This window comes from Chamaesiphon sp. VAR_48_metabat_403, from assembly GCF_031422475.1.
GTDB lineage: Bacteria > Cyanobacteriota > Cyanobacteriia > Cyanobacteriales > Chamaesiphonaceae > Chamaesiphon.
The window spans coordinates 1-4,617 of sequence record NZ_JANPLS010000354.1 but is presented as its reverse complement, the minus strand read 5'-3'; the positions used below and the strand labels follow the sequence as shown (position 1 = coordinate 4,617).

The 4,617-nt window shown below is 44.8% G+C and carries 4 protein-coding genes; 3 read left to right on the top strand and 1 reads right to left on the bottom strand.

Annotated elements, in window-relative coordinates; genetic code table 11:
* A partial coding sequence (locus tag RMO79_RS17240) for a metalloregulator ArsR/SmtB family transcription factor (RefSeq protein ID WP_310484460.1) occupies nt 1-328 on the bottom strand: 328 nt, incomplete at its 3' end.
* Between the two features lie 324 nt (nt 329-652).
* Here RMO79_RS17240 and dxs point away from each other — a divergent pair.
* From dxs to RMO79_RS17225, 3 genes are all read left to right on the top strand, one after another.
* Nucleotides 653-2,563 (top strand): 1-deoxy-D-xylulose-5-phosphate synthase, encoded by a 1,911-nt coding sequence (gene dxs, locus RMO79_RS17235; RefSeq protein WP_310484459.1) that lies wholly within the window; start codon nt 653-655, stop codon nt 2,561-2,563.
* A 118-nt stretch (nt 2,564-2,681) separates the two neighbouring features.
* Nucleotides 2,682-3,467, top strand: coding sequence for an LptF/LptG family permease (locus RMO79_RS17230; protein WP_310484458.1), 786 nt, complete (start codon nt 2,682-2,684; stop codon nt 3,465-3,467).
* A 294-nt stretch (nt 3,468-3,761) separates the two neighbouring features.
* Nucleotides 3,762-4,214 carry a single-stranded DNA-binding protein gene (locus tag RMO79_RS17225; protein WP_310484457.1) on the top strand — a complete coding sequence of 151 codons (453 nt, stop codon included), beginning with the start codon at nt 3,762-3,764 and terminating at the stop codon, nt 4,212-4,214.
* Nucleotides 4,215-4,617 lie beyond the last annotated feature (403 nt).

The window sequence follows — 4,617 nt, the reverse complement described above, 5'->3', positions numbered from 1 at the left end:
TATCGAGGACTTTAGTTTCCCAGATATTATCGTCGATATCGAGTCGAGCTACTTTTGTTGCTGTTAATGTTGCCGCTTGCAGATTTTGGAGTGTATCGAGATCGAGACGATAATAATGAGTGTTACCTTCCGATCGCATTTGGACGAGTTGCAATTGCTTGAGTTTAGTTAAATGATGAGAAACTGTCGGCTCTTTCAACGCTAAAATCGATGCCAATTCTTCGACGCTACGCTCTTGCTGTGCGATTGCACCTACCAGCTTCAAGCGGCTTTCATTTGCCAATGCCTTAAAAAACTGGAGCAGGGTATTCAAGTCTGGTTCGCTCATAGATACAATTCTAATTAGATGTATGTCTAATTAGAATTGTATCTAATTAGATCGCAATTGACAAGTAGGCTTTAGGCTTTAGCGAAGATCTACCCACCCCGCCCTACGGGCACCCCTGTCTTGGAAAGGTGCTCTACTTGGGGAAACCCCAAGACCGCACTTTCCGCTCCAGGGAGGGGATTTTCCCTACTCCCATCTTCCATCTAAGAGAATTAAGTAGATAACTGTAACAACCAACGAATTTACCGATCTCAAACCTGCTAAATAAATTACAGTTAAAGAAGGTAATCACATCGAGATCGTATCAGACGGGGAAAACTGGCTATGCACCTAAGCGAAATCACCCATCCAAACCAGTTGCACGGTTTATCAGTTCGGCAATTAGAGCAGGTTGCTTTAGAAATCAGAGAAAAACATCTTCAGACAGTGGCTACCAGCGGCGGTCATTTGGCTCCAGGCTTGGGTGTCGTCGAGCTGACACTGGCACTGTATCAAACATTAGACCTCGATCGAGATAAAGTAGTTTGGGATGTCGGACACCAGGCTTATCCGCACAAATTAATTACAGGTAGATATAATCGTTTTCACACACTTCGCCAGAAGGATGGAATTGCAGGCTATCTCAAACGCGGCGAGAGTAAATTCGATCATTTTGGAGCGGGACACGCCTCTACGAGCATTTCTGCCGCCTTGGGGATGGCGATGGCACGAGACCTTAATGGCGAAAACTTTAAATGCGTTGCGGTCATCGGCGATGGCGCGCTGACGGGGGGAATGGCTCTAGAAGCGATCGATCATGCGGGACATTTACCCAAAACTAATTTATTAGTGGTGTTAAATGACAACGAGATGTCGATCTCTGCCAATGTGGGCGCAATTCCGCGTTATTTAAACAAACTGCGCGTTAGTGCGCCGATTCAGTTCCTCAGTGACAATATCGAGGAACAACTCAAAAATATTCCGTTTGTTGGCGAAACGATTTCTCCCGAACTCGCACGGGTGAAAGAAGGGATGAAACGATTAGCCGTCCCCAAAGTCGGCGCGGTATTTGAAGAACTCGGTTTCACCTATATCGGCCCCGTAGACGGTCACAATTTGGAAGAATTGATAAGTACCTTCGAGGGTGCCCACAAGCACGCAGGGCCAGTTATGGTACATGTTGTGACCAAAAAAGGTAAAGGATATACGATCGCTGAAAAAGACCAAGAAGGTTATCACGCTCAAAGTCCCTTCAACCTAGCAACTGGTAAAAGTGCCCCTGCCACAAAACCTAAGCCACCTACATATTCCAAGGTATTTGCCGATACCCTGATGACGTTGGCTGAGAACGATCCGCACATCGTGGCAATCACCGCTGCAATGGGCACGGGGACGGGCTTGGACAAGTTTCAGGCAAAATTCCCCGATCGCTATATCGATGTCGGGATTGCCGAGCAGCACGCCATTACTCTCGCTTCCGGTTTAGCAACCGAAGGAATGCGCCCAGTCGCCGCTATTTATTCGACCTTCTTACAACGCGCCTTCGACCAAATCGTTCATGATGCGTGTATCCAACATCTACCCGTATTCCTATGTCTCGATCGAGCTGGAATCGTCGGTGCGGATGGCCCCACCCACCAAGGGATGTATGATATTGCCTATCTGCGGTGTATCCCCAATATGGTGCTGATGGCTCCTAAAGATGAGGGCGAATTGCAACGCATGGTAGTGACTGGAATTAATTATACCGACGGGCCGATCGCGATGCGCTACCCCCGTGGGAATGGTTATGGCGTACCACTGATGGATGAAGGCTGGGAAGAATTACCGATCGGTAAAGGTGAAATTCTCCGTCGGGGCGATGATGTGCTGATGATTGCCTATGGTTCGATGGTACATCCCACGCTGCAAGCCGCGCAACTATTGAACGAACACGGCATTTCGGCAACGGTAGTTAATGCCCGTTTTGCTAAACCGCTAGATACCGAACTATTTGCGCCGCTGGCACGATCGATCGGTAAAGTAGTCACAGTCGAAGAAGGCTGTCTGATGGGCGGCTTTGGTTCGGCAATTATTGAATCACTAATGGATCTTAATGTCGTCGTACCAGTCAAACGCATCGGCGTACCAGATATTTTAGTCGAACATGCTACTCCCGATGAATCGTTAGGTAGTCTCGGTTTGACGAGTTCTCAGATTGCCGAAACAGTTCGGAATACTTTCTTTACTCAAAAACCCGTCGCTGTTGGTGTTTAAAATCTGAATTAAACTGCTGGTGACTAGCTGAATTACCGATACCTTAATAAGTACGGAGTTCAGCTAGTTTTTTAATAAGTAACTCAAGCTGACGCTATAAAAAGTATATGTCTATCTAATGAAATTAACTAATCTAGCTCTTTGTGTAATTTACTGGTACTTTCCGACTTTAGGAGTTTCAGGTCAAGAGCGCGAACATGTCAATCCATCTGCCACTTATGCTCAAAAATCTTCTCCGCAGCTAGCCGCAGCAGCTACCGATCTGACAATACCTATCTATGGTCAAATCCAATCCCAAGGTATTAAGCAATCTATCCTCACCCATCTCATCCACGCTCGCCATCGGAATGGATTAGTTTTGAAAGATGTGACGATTGTAGAGTTTTCGCCAACGAAACTCAAGTCTCTTACTTTCGCTAAGTCAATGTCGTGGGATTATCAAAAACTAGCTTGGATGGCAAGTAATGGAAAAAAATATCAGTTTGGCACAACTAAAAATAATATTGCTAAAGTTGCAGATTTTTCTACTCAACAGCTTCAAGTCCGACTAGTACCAAAGCAAATATCTAGTTTTCGTACTTCGGATCTACCATCTTCAGAAATTTTCCAGTCTGAATATATTGAAATAATACGTGCTGATGGTGCTAGAGAAAAAGTTTTGAGAAAACTCTGGCTGGGTCATAAACGCAGCTCTCAGCTATCACCACTACAAAGGATAATTATTATTGATTTTTCAGAACGAGAGCAAACACAACCAAAATCGATACTTTTCGCAGAATTGGCAAGTTTCGATCTCACAAACAATATTTGGAATTTACGTAAGGGTTTAGAATATTTGTTTGATGATAAATCTAAAATTAATCTTGTCAGCTTCGATCGGTTGCAAATCCAGCTACCCAAGTGATAACGAATAAGCCTCAGCACGATGCCGTATTACTTGAGATCGAGTGTGTGCTAGACGGAACGAGCGATCGAGCGATACTTTCCCAAAAGTTAAGATTGACACGATATTTGAGTCAAACAGCAATCGAGAGTGTTAACATAGCTCAACACTTGTGGTTACAAAATAGTATTTACCTACTATAGTAGAAGTGTAACTTTCAGTCTTTATTGGGGATATTGCTTGGTGCAATGTCCTGATGAGGCAGCATCTACAATCGATGCCGATCGTCCCTCAACTTTACTCATTACCTAACCTATGAATAGCTGCATTTTAATGGCGGAGATTATCAAAAATCCCGAATTGCGATATACCGCCGATAACCAGATGGCGATCGCCGATATGTTCGTTCAGTTTACCCCTCCAGGCAGTCGCCCGGAAGATCGACCACCCACGATCGAAGTTGTAGGATGGGGAAATTTAGCCACCGAAATTAAAGAAAATTTCAAACAGGGCGATCGCGTGACGATCGAAGGTCGTTTGGAAATGAATACACTAGAACGCGATGGCTATAAAGAAAAACGTGCCAAACTAGTCGCCAGTAAGATTTATCATATTATGGCTGTAGATACGCCTGCGGCTGCACCCAGAGCTACTTCTGCCGCACCGAGTTCGTCACCACCAGCTAGCAGCCGGAATACGCCACCTGCGCCGCGTAATGAAGAGCCACCAGCTTTTGATGCTGGCGATACCGATACGATTCCGTTCTAAAAAGAGATGGGAGTTGGGAGAAGTTACCAAACGCATCTCATTGAGGGCTACCGTATATACACGGTAGCTTTAAAAAGGGGGACTTTGACTGAATCTTTGCCCCCTTAAAAAGGCAGGGCTGATTCATCCCCTTTGGGAATGAATTTGTCAATATCTAAAGCAATCGGTTTTTAGATGAATGTGGTTGTTTCTTAGCATGAAATTACCATTTATTCGATCGAAATTAATTACTTTTAATCTTGACAACCTAAGCCCGATCGGGAATGAATCAGCCCTGCCTTAAAAAGGGGGTTTGGGGGATTCAGATCTAGAAACGAAGTCTAGCTAACTTGTATATATACGGTAGCTACTATGGCAACGGCAAGTTATCTAGTGGCGAAAAGGTTTTGCTTAAATACTGACT